The organism is Mesorhizobium sp. 01N446, assembly GCF_056399285.1.
In genome coordinates this window covers 812,357-832,441 of the sequence record NZ_JBFTRA010000001.1, presented here as the reverse complement: position 1 = coordinate 832,441, position 20,085 = coordinate 812,357, and the positions used below count along the sequence as shown (strand labels likewise).

Annotated in this window: 15 protein-coding genes; 8 read left to right on the top strand and 7 right to left on the bottom strand. The window is 64.0% G+C overall.

Annotation, left to right across the window (positions count from 1 at the left end; translation table 11 throughout):
• Window positions 1–83: 83 nt before the first annotated feature.
• The 8 genes from AC1DPX_RS03880 to AC1DPX_RS03845 all read left to right on the top strand — a co-directional run bounded on the left by AC1DPX_RS03880 (window position 84) and on the right by AC1DPX_RS03845 (window position 9,030).
• Window positions 84–953 (top strand): helix-turn-helix domain-containing protein, encoded by an 870-nt coding sequence (locus AC1DPX_RS03880; RefSeq protein WP_477234691.1) that lies wholly within the window; start codon window positions 84–86, stop codon window positions 951–953.
• 152 nt (window positions 954–1,105) lie between these two features.
• Complete coding sequence (locus AC1DPX_RS03875; protein WP_477234689.1) at window positions 1,106–2,200, top strand: transporter substrate-binding protein; 1,095 nt, start codon at window positions 1,106–1,108, stop codon at window positions 2,198–2,200.
• Window positions 2,197–2,799, top strand: a complete 603-nt coding sequence (locus AC1DPX_RS03870; RefSeq protein ID WP_202356899.1) for an ANTAR domain-containing response regulator — start codon at window positions 2,197–2,199, stop codon at window positions 2,797–2,799. The genes AC1DPX_RS03875 and AC1DPX_RS03870 overlap by 4 nt, the downstream gene beginning before the upstream one ends.
• Window positions 2,777–3,685 (top strand): ABC transporter permease, encoded by a 909-nt coding sequence (locus tag AC1DPX_RS03865; protein ID WP_477234687.1) that lies wholly within the window; start codon window positions 2,777–2,779, stop codon window positions 3,683–3,685. Before AC1DPX_RS03870 ends, AC1DPX_RS03865 begins: the two co-directional genes overlap by 23 nt.
• Window positions 3,686–3,698: 13 nt before the next feature.
• Window positions 3,699–4,619: an ABC transporter permease gene (locus AC1DPX_RS03860; protein ID WP_477234685.1), complete on the top strand. Its 921-nt coding sequence runs from the start codon at window positions 3,699–3,701 to the stop codon at window positions 4,617–4,619.
• A 34-nt stretch (window positions 4,620–4,653) separates the two neighbouring features.
• Complete coding sequence (locus AC1DPX_RS03855) at window positions 4,654–6,297, top strand: ABC transporter substrate-binding protein (RefSeq protein WP_477234683.1); 1,644 nt, start codon at window positions 4,654–4,656, stop codon at window positions 6,295–6,297.
• Window positions 6,287–7,231: an acetamidase/formamidase family protein gene (locus AC1DPX_RS03850; RefSeq protein WP_477234681.1), complete on the top strand. Its 945-nt coding sequence runs from the start codon at window positions 6,287–6,289 to the stop codon at window positions 7,229–7,231. Before AC1DPX_RS03855 ends, AC1DPX_RS03850 begins: the two co-directional genes overlap by 11 nt.
• Window positions 7,228–9,030, top strand: coding sequence for an ABC transporter ATP-binding protein (locus tag AC1DPX_RS03845; protein WP_477234679.1), 1,803 nt, complete (start codon window positions 7,228–7,230; stop codon window positions 9,028–9,030). The genes AC1DPX_RS03850 and AC1DPX_RS03845 overlap by 4 nt, the downstream gene beginning before the upstream one ends.
• Window positions 9,031–9,162: 132 nt before the next feature.
• Here AC1DPX_RS03845 and AC1DPX_RS03840 read toward each other — a convergent pair whose 3' ends face one another.
• The 7 genes from AC1DPX_RS03840 to ggt all read right to left on the bottom strand — a co-directional run bounded on the left by AC1DPX_RS03840 (window position 9,163) and on the right by ggt (window position 20,062).
• A complete protein-coding gene (locus AC1DPX_RS03840; protein WP_477234677.1) occupies window positions 9,163–12,312 on the bottom strand; it encodes a glycoside hydrolase family 99-like domain-containing protein in 3,150 nt (1,049 codons plus the stop codon).
• A gap of 394 nt (window positions 12,313–12,706) precedes the next feature.
• Window positions 12,707–14,023, bottom strand: coding sequence for a rhamnan synthesis F family protein (locus AC1DPX_RS03835; protein WP_477234675.1), 1,317 nt, complete (start codon window positions 14,021–14,023; stop codon window positions 12,707–12,709).
• Window positions 14,013–14,900 carry a glycosyltransferase family 2 protein gene (locus tag AC1DPX_RS03830; RefSeq protein WP_202356892.1) on the bottom strand — a complete coding sequence of 296 codons (888 nt, stop codon included), beginning with the start codon at window positions 14,898–14,900 and terminating at the stop codon, window positions 14,013–14,015. Before AC1DPX_RS03830 ends, AC1DPX_RS03835 begins: the two co-directional genes overlap by 11 nt.
• A 238-nt stretch (window positions 14,901–15,138) precedes the next feature.
• Window positions 15,139–15,531, bottom strand: coding sequence for a lysozyme inhibitor LprI family protein (locus tag AC1DPX_RS03825; protein WP_202356891.1), 393 nt, complete (start codon window positions 15,529–15,531; stop codon window positions 15,139–15,141).
• 137 nt (window positions 15,532–15,668) lie between these two features.
• Window positions 15,669–16,649: a 2-dehydropantoate 2-reductase gene (locus AC1DPX_RS03820; protein WP_477234673.1), complete on the bottom strand. Its 981-nt coding sequence runs from the start codon at window positions 16,647–16,649 to the stop codon at window positions 15,669–15,671.
• Window positions 16,650–16,651: 2 nt separating this feature from the next.
• Window positions 16,652–18,172 carry an acyl--CoA ligase gene (locus tag AC1DPX_RS03815; RefSeq protein WP_477234671.1) on the bottom strand — a complete coding sequence of 507 codons (1,521 nt, stop codon included), beginning with the start codon at window positions 18,170–18,172 and terminating at the stop codon, window positions 16,652–16,654.
• A gap of 303 nt (window positions 18,173–18,475) precedes the next feature.
• A complete protein-coding gene (gene ggt, locus AC1DPX_RS03810) occupies window positions 18,476–20,062 on the bottom strand; it encodes a gamma-glutamyltransferase (protein WP_477234669.1) in 1,587 nt (528 codons plus the stop codon).
• Window positions 20,063–20,085 lie beyond the last annotated feature (23 nt).

Genomic DNA, 20,085 nt, shown 5'->3' with positions numbered 1-20,085 from the left:
CACTGATGACACCGATCCTAGCGCCGCGCCTGAGGATCGGTTATGGACGGAACGGCAAAACAGATTGGACTTTTTCCGGCGCCATGAGCCAGAACGCGATTCCCGATTTCTTCGTCTATGGCGAGCCGGTGCGGCCGCTTGATGTCGGCTTCCTGCATGTCGAGACAGTGCTCGCGCGCAGCAATATCCACCTCGGCCAGGTCGCGGCGCACAAGCATCCGCAGATGGGCCAGATCACCTACTGGACCAGGGGCTCCGGCACCTACCGCATCGAGGACCGGTCCTGGGACTTTTCGGCGCCGGCCGTCAGCTTCGTGCCGAGCAATGTCGTGCACGGCTTCTCGATCGGCCCCGGCACCGACGCCATCGTCGTCTCGGTCGCCGATGATGCGCTGGCCGCGATTGCCGGCCACAGCCTGCTGCCCCTGGACCGCCCGGTCTTCACCGACGGCCTTCCCGACCGGGCCGCGTGGAAGCGGTTGGCGACGGTGCTGGACATGATCGCCGCCGAATACGTCGAGGCACGGGCCGGCAACGACAAGATCTTGCCGTCGCTGATCGCCGTCGCACTCTCCCACATCGCACGTCTTGCGCCGGCGACGGTCGCCGCGGCGCCGTCTTCCGATGCGTCACTGGCGATCGGCTTGCGCCGCCTCGTCGATGCGCATTTCCGCGACAACTGGCCGGTCGACCACTATGTCGAGATGCTGGCCACCACGCCGCATCTCCTCGACAAGGCCAGCCGCGCGGTGCTGGGCAGCGGCGTCAAGCGCGTCGTCAGCGAGCGGCGGCTGCTGGAAGCCAAGCGGCTCTTGCTGTTCACCGTGCGCACCGTCGAGGACATCGCCTACGAAATCGGCTTCGACGACCCCGCCTATTTTTCACGCTTCTTTCGCGAACGGACAGGCGAGGCACCCGCCGCCTGGCGTCGCAAGCAGTTGCGGCTGGGCTGAGGCGAGCCCCACGCACTTTCCCGCTTGACTGACCAGCCGGACCGAATACGCTAAGGCCAAATACCGGCTCTGATCGCCGGGCGGCAAATATGCCTCGTATGCCTCGCCCTTGCGGCGCTGGCTGCGGGGCTTTTTCATTTCTGGGGTCCTGTTTGAAACGGCGCATCGAGATCGGCATCCTCTATTCCCGCTCGGGGAGCTATCAGCTCGTCTCCGATGCGTGCCGCATCGGCGCCATGCGCGCCATCGCCGACATCAATGCCGACCGCGGCTCAGGCATCGAGCTGGTGCCGGTCGAGCGGGATCCGCAGAGCAATGCCGACCGCTACGCGACGCTTTGCGAGGACATCTTCAAGACCAGCAGCGCGCGCCATGTTGTCGGCTGCGTCACCTCCTGGAGCCGCAAGGAAACGATCCCCGTTCTGGAAAAGGCTGGCGGCATGCTCTGGTATGCCTGCCCCTATGAGGGGTTCGAGGCCAACGAGCATGTCGTCTACATGCACGCCTGCCCCAACCAGCATCTGGTGCCGCTGATGGCGCATGTCGTGCCGCGCTTCGGTGCCAACGGCTTCCTGCTCGGCTCGAATTACATCTGGGGCTGGGAGATGAACCGCGTGGCGCGCGACCTGATCGCGGACGCCGGCGGCAAGGTGTTGGGCGAACGTTATCTGCGCATCGGCGAGACCGATGTGTCGCGCCTGATCGGGGAAATCCGGGCGACGCGGCCGAGCTTCATCCTCAACAACCTGATCGGCACCTCGTCCTACGCCTTCCTCGCCGCCTATCGCGATCTGGGCGATGAAGATGCGGCCTTCCATCCGCAAAACTGCCCCGTCATTTCCTGCAATCTCACCGAGGGTGAGCTGCCGGCGATCGGCGAAACCGGCAAGGGGCATCTGTCCGTCGGCCCGTATTTCGCGCCGCGGCCGGCCGCTTTCGCCTCATCCTTCGAGGCCTCCGCCTATGCCTCGGTGCAAGTGATGGCCGACGTGCTGGCGCGCGATCCCGAGGCCGGTCCGGCGGAATTCTCGAAGATTTTCGCCGAACGGCGCTTTTCCACCCGGCTCGGGCCGATCGCCATCGACGCTCATACCCAGCACGCGACGCTGCCGGTCATCATCGGCCGGATCGCCGACGGCTTCTTCGAGGTTGTCAGCCGCGAGGATGAGGTGGCGCCGGACCCCTATCTGTCGCGCTACGATCCTGCCAGGACGTTCGGCCGTCCGCGCCTGCGGGTGGTGTCGTGACGAGAACGCCGCGCATCCCCAATCTCGGCGGCGCCAGGGCCTTCATCCTGCATCGCCCGCATCCCACGGTGCAGGCCATAACCAGGCAATTGTCGGCGATCGGCCTGATTGCGCTCGACTGCTGGCCGGAATTGCCGCCGGAGGCGCTGGCCGCCGATTTCGTCTTCTTCGACGCCGATCTCGGTTTCGACGAGCAATTCCCGTGGAAGCCGGGCGAGGCGCCGATGCCGCTGGTAGCGCTGATCGGTTCCGAAGCGCCGGGCCGCATCGAATGGGCGCTGTCGCACAAGGCCGACGCGCAACTCCTGAAGCCGGTCGGCACTGCCGGCGTCTACTCCGCATTGCTGATCGCCAGGCAGAGTTTCGAGGCGCGTAAACATCTAGCCGGCGAAATCGCCGCGCTGCGCCAGCGTGTCGCCGAACGGCAGACCATCGTGCGCGCGGTGGCCGCACTGTCGAAAGGCACGGACGACGAGCGCGCCTATGCGCAGCTTCGCTCGCTGGCGATGAGCTGGCAGATCAGCGTCGAAGATGCCGCGCGCCGGATCGTGGCGATGACGGATGAGGAAGGCGGCGATGACCAGTCCCATCGCGCCTGATCTTGCAGCACCTGCGCGCATGCCGGCCAAGCCGCGCGCCGGGGTCTGGCGCCGGCTGGTCAAACGCCGCCTGGCGCTGCTCGGCCTGGTGATCGTCGCCATCGTCGTCGCCGGCGCCGTGCTGGCGCCATGGCTGACCGGCTATGATCCCAACGAGCAGATGTTCGACGGCCTGACCATCGAGGGCTCGCCGTTGCCGCCGGATGCCAAATTCTGGCTCGGCACCGACCTGCTCGGCCGCGACCTTCTGACCCGCATCCTCTATGGCGCCCGCACCTCGCTGATCATCGGCATCGTCGCCAATGGCGTGGCGCTGTTCATCGGCACTTTGGTGGGTGTCACCGCCGGCTATTTCCGCGGCTGGATCGGCAGCGCGCTGATGCGTTTCACCGATCTGATGATGGCGTTTCCGGCGCTGCTGCTCGCCATCTGCCTGGCGGCGGTTTTCCAGCCCAGCCTGTGGATCGTCGCCATGGTCATCGCCCTGGTCAACTGGGTGCAGACCGCGCGCGTCATCTACACGGAGACCTCCTCGCTCGCCGAACGCGAGTTCATCGATGCCGAACGCACCATTGGGGCGAGCGCGCCGCGCATCCTGTTTCGCCACATCCTGCCGCATCTCCTGCCGACCATCATCGTCTGGGGCACGCTCGGTATCTCCACCACGGTGCTGCTCGAGGCGACGCTCTCCTTCCTCGGCATCGGCGTGCAGCCGCCGACAGCGTCCTGGGGCAACATCATTTTCGAGAACCAGACCTATTTCCAGGCCGCACCCTGGCTGGTGTTCTTCCCCGGCGCCGCGATCCTGGCGCTGGCGCTGGCCTTCAACCTCATCGGCGACGCGCTGCGCGACATCCTCGATCCGACGCAAAGGGGTCGGGAATAATGGGGGGCCGGTCATGATCGCCTATCTCGGCCGCCGGCTGATCCAGTCGCTGCTCATCCTGCTCGGCGTCTCGCTGATCACCTTCGCGCTGCTCTATCTCCTGCCCGCCGACCCGGTGCGCCAGATCGCCGGCCGCAGCGCCACGCCGCAGACGGTCGAGAACATCCGCCAGCAGCTCGGCCTCGACCAGCCCTTCGTCGTCCAGTACTGGCACTATCTGACCAGGCTCGTCAGCGGCGATCTCGGCCGCTCCTACATCCAGCGCTCCGAAGTCACCGAGCTGATCGTCTCACGGCTGCCGGCGAGCCTGCTTTTGATGGTCGGCGCCATCCTGTGCGAACTGCTGATCGGGCTCTCCATGGGCCTGATCGCCGCCGTCAAGCGCGGCACCGCGACCGACCAGACCTTGATGGTCGCCTCCTTCGTCAGCGTTTCGGCGCCGCAATTCGTCGTCGGGCTTCTACTGCTCTACGTGTTCGCGGTCAGGCTGAGCTGGTTTCCGATCGGCGGCTACGGCACTTGGCGCCATCTGGTGCTGCCGTCGCTCACCATGGGCATCCTCGGCGCCGGCTGGTACGCCCGCATGATGCGCTCGTCGATGATCGACGTGCTGCGCCAGGATTATGTGCGCACCGCGCGTGCGAAAGGCCTGGCGCGGGGCGCCATCATTTTCCGCCATGCGCTGCCCAACGCCATCCTGCCAGTCATCGCCATGATCGGCATCGACATCGGCATCTTCATGGGCGGCATCGTCGTCGTCGAAAGCGTGTTCGGCTGGCCCGGCATCGGCCAGCTCGCCTGGCAGGCGATCCAGCGTGTCGACATCCCCATCATCATGGGCGTCACGCTGGTCTCGGCCTTCGCCATCGTGCTCGGCAATCTCCTGGCCGACATCATCGCGCCGTTCATCGATCCCCGCATCAAGCTCAGATGAAATCAAGAAGACAACCAGAGAAAGGGAACACGAAATGAAAAGACTTCTGGCCACCACCGTGGCGGCATCGGCGCTGGCGCTGATGCTCGGCATGGCAAGCGCCCGCGCCGAGGACACGATCGACCCGAATGCCAAGCAGGGCGGCGCCATCACCATCACCTACAAGGACGACGTCGCGACGCTGGATCCGGCAATCGGCTATGACTGGCAGAACTGGTCGATGATCAAGAGCCTGTTCGACGGCCTGATGGACTACGAGCCGGGCACCACCAACCTCAAGCCCGACCTTGCCGAAAGCTACGAGATTTCGCCTGACGGCAAGACCTTCACCTTCAAGCTGCGCCACGGCGTCAAATTCCACAATGGCCGCGAGATGACCGCCGACGACGTGAAATATTCGCTCGACCGTGTCACCAATCCGAAGACGCAGAGCCCGGGCGCCGGCTTCTTCGGCTCGATCAAGGGCTATGACGATGTCGCCGCCGGCAAGGCTGACAGCCTGTCGGGCGTCACCGTCGTCGATCCCTACACGGTCAAGTTCGAACTGACCCGTCCCGACGCCACCTTCCTGCATGTCATGGCCATCAACTTCTCGCATGTCGTGCCGAAGGAAGAGGTCGAGAAATACGGCGCCGATTTCGGCAAGCATCCGGTCGGCACCGGCGCCTTCAAGCTCGCCGAATGGACGCTCGGCCAGCGCATCGTCTTCGAGCGCAATGCGGATTATTGGCACAAGGGCCTGCCGCATCTCGACAAGATCACCTTCGAGATCGGCCAGGAGCCGATCGTGGCGCTGCTGCGCCTGCAGAAGGGCGAGATCGACGTGCCCGGCGACGGCATTCCGCCGGCGAAATTCCAGGAGGTGATGGCCGATCCCGAGCAGAAGGCGCGCGTCGTCGAGGGCGGCCAGCTGCACACCGGCTATGTCACCATGAACACCACCATGGCGCCGTTCGACAATGTGAAGGTGCGCCAGGCCGTCAACATGGCGATCAACAAGGCGCGCATCATCCAGATCATCAACGGCCGCGCCGTGCCGGCCAACCAGCCGCTGCCGCCGTCGATGCCGGGCTACGACAAGGAGTACAAGGGTTACCCCTACGACGTCGCCAAGGCCAAGGCGCTGCTGGCCGAGGCCGGCCATCCCGATGGCTTCGACACGCAATTGTTCGCCATGAACACCGATCCCAACCCGCGCATCGCCCAGGCGATCCAGCAGGATCTGGCGGCAATCGGCATCAAGGCCAGCATCCAGTCGCTCGCCCAGGCCAACGTCATTGCCGCCGGCGGCGACAAGGCCGGCGCGCCGATGATCTGGTCGGGCGGCATGGCGTGGATCGCCGATTTCCCCGATCCGTCGAACTTCTACGGCCCGATCCTCGGCTGCGCCGGCGCGGTGCCGGGCGGCTGGAACTGGTCGTGGTATTGCAACAAGGATCTCGACGCCAAGGCGGCCGAGGCCGACTCCGTGGTCGACCCGGCCAAGGCCGTGGAGCGCGACAAGATGTGGAGCGCCATCTACGACAAGGTGATGGAAGACGCCCCCTGGGCGCCGGTCTTCAACGAGCAGCGCTTCACCATGAAATCGGCCCGCATGGGCGGCGCCGACAACCTCTATGTCGACCCGGTCCATATCCCGATCAACTATGACAATGTGTACGTAAAAGATGTGCAGTAACTGCGACTACACCATCCACGGGCGCCATCATCATTTCGGCTGGGACAATTCTTTTGCCCCGGCCGAACGGGTGGCGCCCGGCTCGACCATCGAGTTCCAGTGCCTGGATTCCTCCGGCGGCCAGCTGAAGGCCGACAGCACGGTCGCCGACATCGCCAAGCTCGATTTCGCCGGGATCAACCCGGTGACCGGGCCGATCTTCGTCGAGGGCGCCGAGCCGGGTGACGCCTTGAAGGTGACGATCGAGCTGTTCAAACCGTCCGGCTTCGGCTGGACGGGGAACATTCCGGGCTTCGGCCTGCTCGCCGACGACTTCAAGGAGCCGGCGCTCAACATCTGGAAATACGACGCCGCCTCGTTGGAGCCGGCGCTGTTCAGCAAGAATGCACGTGTGCCGCTGAAGCCTTTCGCCGGCACCATCGGCAATGCGCCGGCCGAGATGGGTCTCCACTCGGTGGTGCCGCCGCGGCGCGTCGGCGGCAATCTCGACATTCGCGATCTCGCCGCCGGCACCACGCTGTATTTGCCGGTGGAAGTGGCGGGGGCGCTGTTCTCGGTCGGCGACACTCATGCCGCGCAGGGCGACGGCGAGGTCTGCGGCACTGCGATCGAAAGCCCGATGGATGTCGTGCTCAAGCTCGACCTGGTCAAGGACGCCAGGCTGAAGACGCCGCGCTTCACCACCCCCGGCCCGGTCACGCGTCACCTCGACGCCAAAGGCTATGAGGTGACGACCGGTATCGGCCCCGACCTGATGGCGGGCGCGAAGGAGGCGGTTGCCCAGATGGTCGACCTGCTCTCCGGCCGCTACAAGATCGACCCGGTCGAGGCCTATATGCTGGCCTCGGTGTGCGGCGATCTCCGTATCAGCGAGATCGTCGACATGCCGAACTGGGTGGTGTCGTTCTACTTTCCGCGCTGCGTGTTTGAATGAAGGCCGGCGCAGGCAAGAACCGAACCGGGGCAACCGCCCCGGTGAGGGCCGGAGCGGTGCTCGACATCGCCAACCTCTCCGTCAGCGTGCGCGGCGAGGATGGCGAGCGCGAGGTCGTGTCCAACCTGTCGCTGGCGCTGGCGCGCGGCGAGACACTTTGCATTGCCGGCGAATCCGGTTCCGGCAAATCGATGACGGCGCTGGCGATCATGCAATTGCTGCCGCAGCCTGCCGCCCGCATATCGTCAGGCACGATCCATCTCGGCAATACCGATCTGGTTACTCTCGACGAGCGCCGGATGCGCCGCATTCGCGGCGACCGCATCGCCATGATCTTCCAGGAGCCGATGACATCGCTCAATCCGGTGCTGTCGATCGGCCGGCAACTTACCGAATCCATCGAGGCGCATACCAGCCTGTCGCCGGCCGCCGCCCGCCAGCGCGCCATCGAGGCGCTGAAGGCGGTGCGCATCTCGGAGGCCGAAAGCCGGCTAAGGCAGTTCCCGCACGAACTCTCCGGCGGCATGCGCCAGCGGGTGATGATCGCCATGGCGCTGGCGCTCGAGCCCGACGTGCTGATCGCCGACGAACCGACGACGGCGCTCGACGTCACCGTGCAGGGCGAGGTGCTGGAACTGCTGCGCGACCTGCAGCGCCAGCATGGCACCAGCGTCATCCTCATCACCCACGACATGGGCGTGGTCGCCGAAATGGCCGATCGCGTCATCATCATGCGGCATGGCCGCATGGTCGAAGAAGGCGAGACTGCCGATATATTTGCCCGGCCGCAAGCCGACTACACACGCGAACTGCTGGCCGCCGTGCCGCGCATCGGCAGCGGCGTCGGCCGCCAGAAATCCAGGGATGCAGCGGAAGGTTCGATGCCGGCAAATGTCGCCGACATCCGCGATCTGCATGTCCGCTTCGATCTACATGGCGGCTTCTTCGGCCGGGTCAATCGCCGTGTTCATGCGGTCGAGGGCGTCAGTTTTTCCATTGCGCCCAACGAGACGCTGGCGCTGGTCGGCGAATCCGGTTGCGGCAAATCGACCACCGCCAAGGCGTTGGCGGGCCTTGTGCCTTACAGCGGCGACATCATCGTTGGCGGGCGCAATCTGTCGGGCCTCGGCCGCGACGAACGCAAGGCGGTGCGCCGCGACGTGCAGATGATCTTCCAGGATCCCTTCGCCTCGCTCGACCCGCGCATGCGCGTCGGCGATCTCGTCGCCGAGCCGCTGGTGATTCATGGCATCGCCTCCAGGGAAGAACGCAGCCAGCGTGTTGCGACGCTGTTCGAACGCGTCGGCCTGTCGGCGGACCAGATGGAGCTTTATCCGCACGAATTCTCCGGCGGCCAGCGCCAGCGTGTCTGCATTGCCCGTGCTCTCGCCTTGCGGCCGAAGCTGATCATCGCCGACGAAAGCGTTTCGGCGCTCGATGTCTCGGTGCAGGCGCGCGTGCTCGATTTGTTGAAGGAATTGCAGCGCGAGTTTGGCGTCGCCTATCTCTTCATCTCGCATGACATGGCGGTGGTCGAGAATATCTCCGACCGCGTCGCCGTCATGTATCTCGGCCAGATCGTCGAAATGGGCACGCGCGACCAGGTGTTTTCCAACCCGCGCCACCCCTACACCAGGCGGTTGATCGAAGCCGTGCCGGTGCCCGACCCGGCGCGGCGCAGAAGCCGCTTCGCCCGCCTCGATCAGGAAATCCCGAGCGCCACGCGTAGGATCGGCGAGGCGCCGCTGAAACTGGCCTTGCAGGATGTCGGCAACGGCCACCTCGTCGCCGCGAGCTAGAGCGTTTCATCGTTTCATGGAAACGGCGAACCGCTCTAACTCTTTGTCTTGACGCAATTCCGGACGGAAAACCGCTCACACTTTCCCTTGGGGAATCTAACCAGCCGAGCCGGATTGGATCTGCTCAACAACTCACGCGGCGGGGGACGTACTCTCCGGCGGTTTCGTGGCGAACTCGCCCAATCTGTCGAGCGAATACAGGCTTTCCATCTCATCGGCCGGACGTCCGGGAAAAAGCTGGTCCCACAGCTGTGCGACATGTTCGGCCATTTTCAGCTTGATGGCTAAATCCGTTTCATAGGTGTGCAACACATGCCTGTGGACTATCTGCCGCGTGCGCAGCGGTGCCTCCGGATTGGAGGYCGTGATGACGCTTGTGACGCTGTCCCCGTGCCGGCGGTGATGGTTGAGCAAGGCAGCCTCATAGGCGACGCAGCCGTTACGGATTGCCTCGAGGATGAAATACCAATCGCCCCCGGTCGGCAGCGACAAGACGCGCGCGGCGAAATCGGGCGTGATGTCGAACTTGCGGAAAATCGCCGCGCTGATGTTGATGACGGTGTTCTTGACGCCGAGCCCCTCGTTGATCTCCTGTTCCGCCGAGACCTGGTAGCTTCGCTTCCATTTGAAATTGGAAAGATCGGTGAGATACGGGCTGGCCAGATAGTCGCCGACGATCTCGCCTCGATCATTGACGATCTTCGACGCGCAGAAGGCAAGTTTCACGCTGGGATCGCGGAACAACGGCACGAGGGTTTCGAGGAAAGCAGGGTCGGAAACATCGTCGGCCTCGGCGATCCAGATCAGATCGGCCCTCGCGAGCTCCATGCCCTTGAACCATTGAGGATAGGGCGCCCCGGAATTGCTTTCATTGACGACCACACGGGTGCCATGGATGCCAGCGTAGTAGTCGAGGATCGATCGGCTATCGTCGGTCGAGGCATCATCCAGGATGATGAGCTCGAAATCCTGAAAGGACTGCCCCAGTATACTGTCCATGCGCTCACGCAGATAGCGGGCGTAATTGTAGTTCGGCACGATGATCGAGACCGCGGGCGGCTGGCCTGCGACATTTCGCATGGACGACAGCAGGCGCGGAAAGACCCGATCGGTGGAAAAATGCCGCCGCGCCTTGGCGCCCGCCTGCCTGCCGAGTTGCATCCGCAACGGCGGGTTCCGGATCAGTTTCAGCGTCGCATCGGCCATGGCGGCGGGATCGGCCCGGTCGACGATGATACCGGCATCGTCCTCGACGAAATCCGGCGCCCCGCCGCTGCCTGCGAAGCAGATCACCGGCAACTCGGCGAATGCCGCCTCCAGCATGACGCGGCCGAACGGCTCTTCGCGGGATGTCAGAAGAAACAGGTCGGCAGCCCGAAGATAGCCGCGCACATCCTCGACATCGCCCAGAAATGTCACCTTTTCGTCCATCCCGTCCGCACGCATCCTGTCGAGCTGCTGCGACCAGGTGCCGAGAACCTCATCGCGCTCGAACTCCGGAAACGAGCCAAGCCAGAAGAAATGATAGTCCTCGACCCCGCGGGCCCGAAGAATTCGGGCTGCCTCGATAAACAGGTCGGCACCCTTGCGGAAGGGCATTCCGAGGCCGGATCCCAGGACGATGGTCTTGTCCACGGGCCAGCCCGCCAGCCGGCGACGATCAAGACGCTGGATTTCGGTCTGACCGAGATCGGCGTTGGGTCGCGGAACCGCGCTTGGAACGACGTCTATGGCGTTCGTTTCGACCTTGTGTTCGGCCATCAGATAGTCCCGGACACTTGGCGAACACGCTACGAACCTCCGCGTGTGGGAAACGACATCCTCTACGTCGTGCTTGGCGTATCGGGCGACGCTCATTGCCAATTCCCTGGCATGCGTCAGGATAGGAATGCCCAGTCCGCCAAGCAGCGCATGCGCACGGCCGGTGGCCAGGCTGTTGCAATAGATGAGGTCGGGCCTGCCCCCGTACCAATCGGTGATGCGGGCCAGCTTCGTGGCGGTCGTCTCGGTCGGCGAAACCAGATCGTCCAGAAGGGCGGTATCGACGATGCGTCGAAACTGTTCGAGCCGTTCACCGCCCGCCAGGCACAGGACCTTGATCTCCAGATCCGTGTGCGATTGCAGCCACTGGACGATGTCGATCAACGAAGCCTGCGCTCCACCGAGAGCTGCATCGTGCGAAACGAACAAAACGCGCCAGGACGCAGCCCTGGGCAGTTTGCCGGCCGCTGACGGAGCCGACAGCGCGTCCCGCGTCTCCTGCAGATAGGCGTAGCCATAGCGGGCGTCGGGCTCGAGACAGGCTCCCTCCGCCCACTCGTTCCACGCATTGACGAAGATCAGCCGGCTGTCGAAATCGGCGAAACGATCGCATGTATCGGCGACCGCGTTGGTGAGCCATTCTCCGTAGCGGGACGGCGATGCGTTCATCAGAATGTAGGCTGCGTCCATTCTCCGTGCGGTGTTGTCCCAGGAAGGGCAAAGTCCGCGAAACAGCGTGTAGGGAACCTGCGGGTAGGCGCGGCTGCGGTTGAGCAGCTCTGTCCAGTCGAAGATCTTTCCTCTGAAGCCGCTCTTGAGCGTTGGAATTCTGTCGCTGATCTCGCGAAGTTTTCCAAGATTCGGTGGAAACTCGACGGCGGCGTCGAATCCGAAGTCGGCGGGATCGACCGTGTCGAACGACTGCGGATAAGCCAGAAAAATCTCGCCGATGCCGGCTTCCCGGCAATAGGCCCTCCAGCGTTGTGCTGTTTCAACGGCTGACGGAAACAATCCGGGCCGGTAGATCATGAGCAGTGGCTTGCCGCCGATGCGGATGTATCGCCGGTCGCGAAAATAGCCGGAGACATATTCGATGAAGGCCAGGTMGTCCTCGGGCGAGTGCGATTGCGCAATCAGCACCTCCTGGTCGCGCCCATCCCAGCGGCGGCTCCAGGGCTCGTTCGCCCAATTGATGCAGAAGCCCAGTTCGTGCTCATCGTTTTCGACGAATTGCGTGATCGGCATCTCGAGGACGCGCTTGCCGTTGAACCAGTAGAAGTGAAAACAGAACCCCGAGACACCGTGCTGAAGGGCAATCGCGATCTGTTCCCTCTGGATGTCCTTCACCCTCAGGTCGTAGAAGCCGAGATCCGCCGGCAGTCTGGGCTGATAATGACCGTCGAACTGCGGCGCTGCGCGTGTAACATTCGTCCATTCCGTGAAACCCTTTCCCCAAAAGGCGTCATTTTCGGGAATCGGGTGGAACTGTGGTAGGTAGAAGGCAATGAGGCGCGCCTTCAACGCGGCGGGTCGCCTCTCGCTGGATCGCGGCACGTAGGTGGAGGGTCTCTGAATGGAGCCCGCATTTGTGCCAGGAGCACGTCGGGGGTTGCGCCCCTCAATCTTGCCGAAACGAATGTAGTGATCCAATGGATTCATCGACGCGGCAGCCACGTCGGGATTTTTCGCCAGATAGTATTCGTTGTCGAAGTTCGGACTTGGGTTTCGGGCCTCCGAGACACCGTACTTGATGTAATGCAGGATCGGATCTGTCCCGCTCTGGGCGACATCCGGATTCTGAACCAGATACCACGACACATCGAACAGGCCGCTGGCGCGAATTCGTTGCCAGAGTCGAAATCTCTTCCATCGGCTTCTGCTGGTGAGCGATCGTGCAAAGATCAAAAAATCGGATCTATCCAATCGAGTCCGCCTCGCGGGATTCCGTTGTCATATCACCATCCGAAGCAACGCCGATCTTTGTGCAGATCATTCCGAGAACACGTTCGAGGGCATGCTGCAATGTGCCGTCTTGTTGGCTTGTCTCTTCGGGAAAGACTGCCAAAGGCAGATCGAGCCGTCGAAGCGGTTCCAGCGCGCCGCGTCGAACCCAGAACATCGTCCCGGCAAAGAAATCAAGGCGAGAGCTGGAGGACATCCCCATTGTCTCCAGCAAATTGAGGACCATCGGCCTGTTCTCGCCCCACGCAGCCTTCTCACCCTTCCATTCATTGGGCAGCCGAAAGCGCCTGGAYCCAATCATCTGGGTGCCGGGCGAACGCTCGAAATTGGCGATGATGCGGTCGACCACGTCGCGGGATCCGATCAGGTCGAACGCACTCGCCTGGCGCCAGATCTCACCGAGAACCATGCGCGGCCCGCTCGATCCCGACTTCTTGCCATGCAGCTTGCAGATGAGATCGAAGGGATCGAACTTGCCTTCGCGAAGCAATTGGATGAAGGGGCCCACGTCGCGGCCACGATTTTCGTAAACCGCAATCTCGGCACCCGGAAATCTTGCCAGAACGCGTTGCGTGAGTGCCGCGTCAGGCCGGGTCAGCGTGAGAAAAAGCTGGAATTGACGATCGGTCGCCTCGAGCAACGCCTCGAACTCGGGCCAGAGATCGGGGTAATGCAGGTGAAGCGCCACGGCAATCTTCGGCTCGACTGTGGGCCGGCGTTTGGGGGCCTCGGCTGGCGGGCCATCAAAATGCCGCGACAAGGTCGTCTGCAGATTGTCGCTCGCAGTGCCAAAGCCCCAACCGGCAAGACTGCCGAGGGCGCGCGCCAATTCACGCCCTTGCGGTCCGCAGATGTGCAAAAGAGGCTGCAAGACGATGCCTCCGCCAAGCGGCAGCTGAAATCGCTTGTGACGACGGCGCCGGGTCAGCAGCGCGCCAATATCGCTGATGCTTAAAGGCCGAACACTCGCCGCAACGACGTCGTCTCTATCAAATTGCAGCACCAGGCCGCCTTCGCTGCTTTTGAGCAGATAGGATGTCCGCGTGGTGACCGGCGCATAGATGGTCCTGTCCGCATGTCCTGGGCGGCGAACAGCGAGCCGGAGAAACGGCATCCGCCTCTGTGTCGGCGAAAGCTCGACGATATAGCGTCCCGGCGCGCGGATATGGATTTCGCTCACGGTACCGCTTGAGTAGACGCCGCCTTTCCGCGGCTCGTGAGGCAGGACATCAGGCAAGGCAACTGTCGTGTCGGCAGCGTCAGGCGACATAGCCGCTGTTCCGATTCGCGCGCGATCGGTCAAGGATACTGTCGAATATGCCAATCAGTCGGCCCAGGGAATTGATCAATCTGTTCGGATTTAGCGTCAGGCAATAGAAGCCTATTTTCGTCGAATAACGGAGTATGTCGACAAACGGGCTATAGGCGATGCCGTATTTCTTGCGCAAGTGGATCTCCGATCGCATCTTCGAGCGATACCGGAAGATACGCGAGCGGGTTGATTGCGCAACCGACGTGCCAATGTCGTGGACGGCATGCGCGCCACTGACAAGGATCATGGGCTCGTCACGCTGCAGCAGACGATATGAGAGGTCGTCATCTTCGAAATACAGAAAAATATCTTCATCAAACCCGCCGGTATCGAGGAAGAGCGTTCGTTTGATCATGAACACGCCGCCATTGACGAAGCGAACGCAACAATCTCCCCAGACCTGCCGGATGCGCGTGGGCAGCGACACGCCGGAAAGGCGATCGATCTCGCTCTCCTCGCGGAACCAAAGCCGGCCATCCACAGTATTGGTGAGGGGCACGAAGACGCCGCAATTTGGATACCGTTCAGCCGCCTGCATGAGCGCATCGACGGCGTCCGTCCCAAGACGCACGTCGGGGTTGATGAACAGCAGATACTCTCCCGTCGCCGCCGCCGCCCCGATGTTGCAAGCGCGCCCGAAGCCGAGGTTTACAGGATTATCGATACGATGAACGGCAAGGCCGGACAGCGCGGTGGAAAGATCGTCGGTGCTTGCATTGTCGACGCATACGATCTCCACCCCTGGAGGCAGGCGAGCGAGCGCGCCCCGCACGGTATGCGCGCTGTTATGCGTCACGGTAATGGCGGTTATCGACCTGTTCATTGCCAAAGCCATCCTGATCTCTCAGTTGGCTTCCCCCGTGGAAGGCTAGTGATCCGTACGCAATCTAGGCGTTGCGACTCCGGTGGTCGAGTCAATACTCCTGGAACTATCGGTTTAGGAGGGATGACCGGCGCCGCCATCCCGACTGGTCGGGCCAGCACGGTAAGGCAAATCCGGCCGGAAGGCCCGCTCCGGATCGAACGGCCGCGGTCGCTCGCCGCTCGCCGCCAGCGTCGGCAGGAGGGGCCGGCTACGGGCTTTGCTGGACACGTTTTTCGAGTTCGGCGGTGCGTGCGCTCAAATCGTCCAGTTCAAACCCTTGAGATGTGAAGAGGGCGGCTTCTCCGTTGTCGGGATCGGCGGCAAGACGGTGCGTTTCCCGCAGATGATGCTTCAGCCAGGTGCGCTGCTCGCGCTGCAACCGGGCACGTTGAGGGCCATGTTCGCGATGCAAAAGCGTATTATAAGCCGCGTTCAGCCTGGCATCGAACTTGTCGATCTCGGTCTTCCCGCAATCCAGCATTTTCCAGGTGTAGCCGCCGGACTGGTCGACGCACGCTTTCATTTCGGCATCGCTCTGCGCCATTGCGCGATGAGCCGTTGTCATGGCCAGAATTCCAAGGAGGCAGGCATATCGCAGCATGGAGGCGGTTCCTTGATACCAAAGGCTGGATGGACATATCCGTTTCGGCACGCCCCTCTCGGGTCGGCAACAAGGGCGGGCCAACGATATGTTGGGCAGGGCGCGAGCGCGTCAAGGTTTGGCCCGCCTTGCCTCCATCACCCGTAACAGCCGCGCTCCACCGCCAGCCGCCGCACCAGCGCCAGCACCGCGTCGATGGTCGGCGTCGGCTTGTCCACCAGCCGGCCAAGCTCATGCACCGCGCTCACCAGCGCGTCGATTTCCATCGGCCGGCCGCGTTCCAGGTCCTGCAGCATCGAGGTCTTGTGCTCGCCGACATCGCCGGCGCCCTTGATGCGGCGGTCGACCGCAATGGGAAAGCGCACGCCGAGGCTTTCGCCGATCGCTTGCGCCTCGAGCATCATGGTGCGGGCAAGCGCGCGGGTGCCGTCGTCGGCGACGATTGCCGCAAGCGTCGAGCCGGTCAGCGCCGAGATCGGGTTGAAGGAAAGGTTGCCCCACAGCTTCACCCAGATTTCGCTGCGGATGTCGTCGCGCACCGGCGCCTGCAGGCCGGCCTTGACCATTTCCTCGGCCAGTCGCGTCACCCGTTCGCTGCGCTCGCCCGAGGGTTCGCCGAGCGAGAAGCGCTTGCCCTCGACATGGCGGATGAGGCCGGGCGCATCGACCTCGACGGCGGGATAGACGACCGAGCCGATGACGCGCTGCGGCCCGATCCGCTGCCAGATCGCGCCGCCGGGATCGACCGTGCTCAACCTGGTGCCTTCGAGCGGCCCGCCCACGCCATGGAAATACCACCAGGGCACGCCGTTCTGCATGGTCACGACGGAAGTGTGGTCGCCGAGCAACGGCGCGATCTGGTCCAGCGCCGGGGTCAGCGAATGGGCCTTCAGCGCCAGGACCACGTGGTCCTGCACGCCAAGCTCCTCCGCCTTGGCGGCGGCTCTCACCGGCGCCACCGATTCCTGGTCGTCCTCGATCAGGCGCAGGCCGTTGGCCTGGATCGCTTCCAGATGCGCGCCGCGCGCGACGATCGACAGGTCGGTGCGGCCGGCGATCGCCAGCTTGGCGGCGAGATAGCCGCCGATCGCGCCGGCGCCGAAAATGGTGATCTTCATCGTCAAAGCCCGAGTTTGGCGGCGAGCCCGATGCGCTGCAGCTTGCCCGTAGCACCCTTGGGGATTTCGTCCAGGATCAGGACCTTGCGCGGCACCTTGAAGTCGGCGAGCCGCGTCGCGGCGTGAGCGCGTATGTCGCTTTCGGTGGCGCTCATACCTTCGCGCAGCACCACGGCCGCCGCCACCTCCTCGCCGAGCTTGTCATGCGGCATCGCGAAGGTGACGACCTGCGCCACCGCCGGATGGTCCATCAGCACGTCGTCGACCTCGAGCGGCGAGATCTTTTCGCCACCGCGGTTGATGATCTCCTTGAGCCGGCCGGTGACGCGCAGATAGCCGTCCTCGTCGAGCACGCCCTGGTCGCCGGTGTGGAACCAGCCATGCGCGAAGGCCGTGGCGTTGGCGTCCGGGTTCTTCTCATAGCCCGCCGTGACATTGGGTCCGCGAATGACGATCTCGCCCGTCTCGCCGGCTTCCATCAGCCGCCCGTCGGGCGCCATCACCGCTAGCTCCGGTCCGGCGCCGGCGCCGACGCTGCCCGGCTTGCGCAGGCCCGGCGGCAGCCGGTTCGACGCCATCTGGTGGGCGGCCTCGGTCATCCCATAGGATTCGATCACCGGACAGCCGAAGGTCGCTTCGAGTTCCGCCATCACTTGCGCCGGCAGCGATGCCGAGGACGAGCGGATGAAGCGCAGGCGCGCCGCCGCCAGCACTTCGGCATTGCGCGCCGCCCGTGGCAGGATCGCCTGGTGCATGGTCGGCACCGCCGTGTACCAGCTCGGCCTGGCGTCGCCCAGCCACTGGAAGAAGCGCAGCGCGTTGAAGCCCGGCGTGCAGTAGATGCTGCCGCCCGCAGCCAGCGACGACAGGACCGCCGCGATCAGCCCGTGAATGTGGAACAGCGGCATGATGTTCAGGCAGCGGTCATCAGCGCTCAGGCCGAGCGTCGCGCCGATATGGCGGGCGGAGGCGGCGATGTTGGCATGGCTGAGCGGCACCAGCTTTGGCCGCGATGTCGTGCCCGACGTGTGCAGCAAAAGCGCGATGTCGCCATCCCCTGCCATGTCGGGCRCCGCCTGCGGACCGATCGCCGCGCCCTCGATGGTGAAGCTGCCTGCAGGCGTATCCGGCTGCACGATGAGCCTCAACACGCCGATGTCGAGCCGCTCGGCCACCGCAACCGCCGGACCGGTCTCATTCTCAGCGACAAGGATGGCCTTGGCGCCGATGTCGGTGAGGTAGAAATCGAGCTCGTCGGCGCGGTAGGCGGGATTGAGCGGCGCCGTCGAAGCGGCGGCCGCTACAGCGACGAAGGCGGTGGCCATTTCCGGCCCGTTCGGCAGCACGATCGCCACCCGGTCGCCCCGGCCGATGCCGAGCGCATGCAGTCGCTCGGCCGTGGCCTTGATCAGGCCGCGCAGCCCGCCATGGGTCAGTGTTGCCCTGTCGGGCGCCAGGATCGCCGGCGCGTCGTCGGCGCCGGCGGCGAGACGATGGGAGAGGTCTTTTGAATTCGTGCTCATGGTCACCGACTATGTTTCAAACGACTGCTTCTAGAAAGCCTAGGGATGGATCCGACCCTGGACAATTACCGACGTCGGCGCCGCCCCTCATTGCCCTGCCGGGCATTTCTCCCCGTGTAGTGACGGGGAGAAAGGGCTGATCGCTACGTCGGCACTTTCTTTGCAACGCTGGCGATTGGCGAAATCATTCGCGACAGCGTCCCTCTCCCCGTCACTATACGGGGATAGGATGCCGGCAGGCAGGTGAGGGGCGGCGCCCACGTTCGTAAGGCAGTCGCGGCCATTCTCGGTTCGTCTTGGCCATCAATACCCCAGCGCCATCCCATCCTTGCGTGGATCGGAGGCGCCGGTCAGCGTGCCTTTTTCCCAGTCGATCAGCACCACTTGCCCGCCACCAAGCGGATGCTGCGGTTCGACGACGCGATGGCCGCGCTTGCGCAAGCCTTCGATAGCATCAGCGGGAACGCTGCGTTCGGCCTCTACCGTATCGTCATTGTAGAACACACGCGGCGCATCCAGCGCCTGCTGTGGATCCATGCCGAAATCGATCATGTTGGTCAAAAGATGGACATGGCCGAAAGGCTGGTAACCGCCGCCCATGACGCCGAACGGCATCACCACGCGGCCGTTTTTCGTCGCCATGCCGGGCATGATCGTGTGCATCGGCCGCTTGCCGGGCGCGATCGCGTTGGGGTGCGCCGGGTCGAGGCGGAAACTCGAGCCACGGTTCTGCAAGACGATCCCGGTCTTCGGGCCGACGACGCCGCTGCCGAAGGAATAATAGGTCGAGTTGATGAAGGAGACCGCGTTGCGATCGCGGTCGACGATCGAGATGTAGACCGTGTCGCTGCCGGGCAGGTCGAGGCGCGGCAGATGCGTCATGGCGCGGTCGCGGCGGATCTCGGCGCGCAGCCGGTCGGCATAGGCGCCGGACAGAAGCTCCTTTGTCGGCACATGAACCTCGTCCTGGTCGCCGACATAGCGGTCGCGATCCTGATAGGCCAGGCGTCCGGCCTCAATCTCCAGATGCAGGCGCTCGGCGCCGTTGGGGTCGAGCCCGCCGAGCTTGAAGCCGGACAGCACGTTCAACATCAAAAGCGCCGTCAGCCCCTGATTGTTCGGCGGCATCTGGTGGATGTCATAGCCGCCATAGGTGGTGCTGACCGGCGCCACATAGTCGCCCTTGGTCGCGGCGAAATCCTCATGCGAATGCAGCCCGCCCAGTTCATTGAGCCGGCGCACCATGTCGTCGGCAACGGCGCCCTCGTAGAAGCCGGCGCGGCCCTGCTTGGCAATGATCCGCAAGGTGGCGGCGAGTTCCGGCTGGCGGTGGATGTCGCCGGCCTTCGGCGCCTGGCCGCCCGGCAGGAAGATGCGCGCGGCATGCTCGTCGGCCGACAGGTCGGTCTCCGGTTCGGCCCAGTCGAAGGCGACGCGGTCATGCACGACATAGCCGTTCTCGGCATAGTGGATGGCAGGCGCCAGCACCTCGGCCAGGCTCTTGCGGCCATGATCCTCCAGGAGCCGGCTCCAGGCATCGACGGCTCCGGGCACGGTCACCGCATGCGGCCCCTGTTTGGGAAGCTCGTTGAAACCCTTGTCCAGGTACCAGTTGACATCAGCCTTGGCGGGCGCGCGGCCCGAACCGTTGAAGGCCAGCACGTCGCCCTGTCCGCCGGGAGAATAGAGGACAAAGCAATCGCCGCCGATGCCGGTCGACTGCGGCTCGACGACGCCTTGCACGGCGGCGGCGCAGACCGCGGCGTCCATGGCATTGCCGCCCGCGCGCAGCATGTCGATCGCGGCAAGGGTCGCGAGCGGGTGCGAGGTCGCCGCAATCGCTTGCGTGGCACGAACCGGCGAGCGGCCGGGAAACTGGAAATCACGCATTCTGTCTGGATATCCCATGGTCT